Consider the following 727-nt stretch of genomic DNA (forward strand, 5'->3'; position numbering starts at 1 on the left):
CTGCAGTAGGAGTTAAGGGAGACTTTATGGAAAGAACAGAATCTCTGTTAGAGGCAGGAGCAGATGTACTGGTAGTAGATATTGCTCATGGTCACAGTGAAAATGCAATCAATACAATTCGTAATATCAAAAAAGGCATTTCCAAATTGCGAGTTAATTGCTGGAAATGTTGCAACTGCACAAGGTACCGAAGACCTCATCAAAGCAGGAGTAGATGCAGTAAAAGTTGGTGTTGGCTCTGGCTCAATTTGTATTACTAGGGTAATTACTGGTTCTGGAGTACCACAATTAACTGCAGTAATGGATTGTGCCAAGATTGGAAAAGATTATGGCATTCCAATTATTTCTGATGGTGGAACAAGAACATCTGGTGATGCTACAAAAGCATTGGCTGCAGGAGCATCATCGGTGATGGTAGGAAGTATGCTGGGAGGAACAGATGAATCACCAGGAACAGTATTGACAAAAAACGGTAAGCGCTTTAAGATATATCGTGGAATGGCATCCCTTGGGGCATCTTTAGGAAGAAAATCAAAGGAAACTGGTTCGATTTCACTTGATGAAGATCTTAATGATTATGTCGCAGAAGGAGTTGAAGCTATGGTTCCGTACAAAGGAACAGTAACTGATATTTTAAAACAATTAACTGGCGGTGTACGTTCAGGTCTAAGTTACTGTGGGGCACATACAATTCCACAAATGCAAACAAATGCAGAATTTATCAAAA

Annotated in this window: 1 protein-coding gene; it reads left to right on the forward strand. The window is 40.0% G+C overall.

From position 1 onward, the window contains the following. Positions 1-87 precede the first annotated feature (87 nt). Positions 88-727 (forward strand): IMP dehydrogenase (locus tag BG20_RS01545; protein ID WP_250635816.1); only part of this gene is annotated, 640 nt, incomplete at its 3' end.

The sequence above is a fragment of the Candidatus Nitrosarchaeum limnium BG20 genome (assembly GCF_000241145.1).
In the GTDB taxonomy this organism is placed as follows: domain Archaea; phylum Thermoproteota; class Nitrososphaeria; order Nitrososphaerales; family Nitrosopumilaceae; genus Nitrosarchaeum; species Nitrosarchaeum limnae.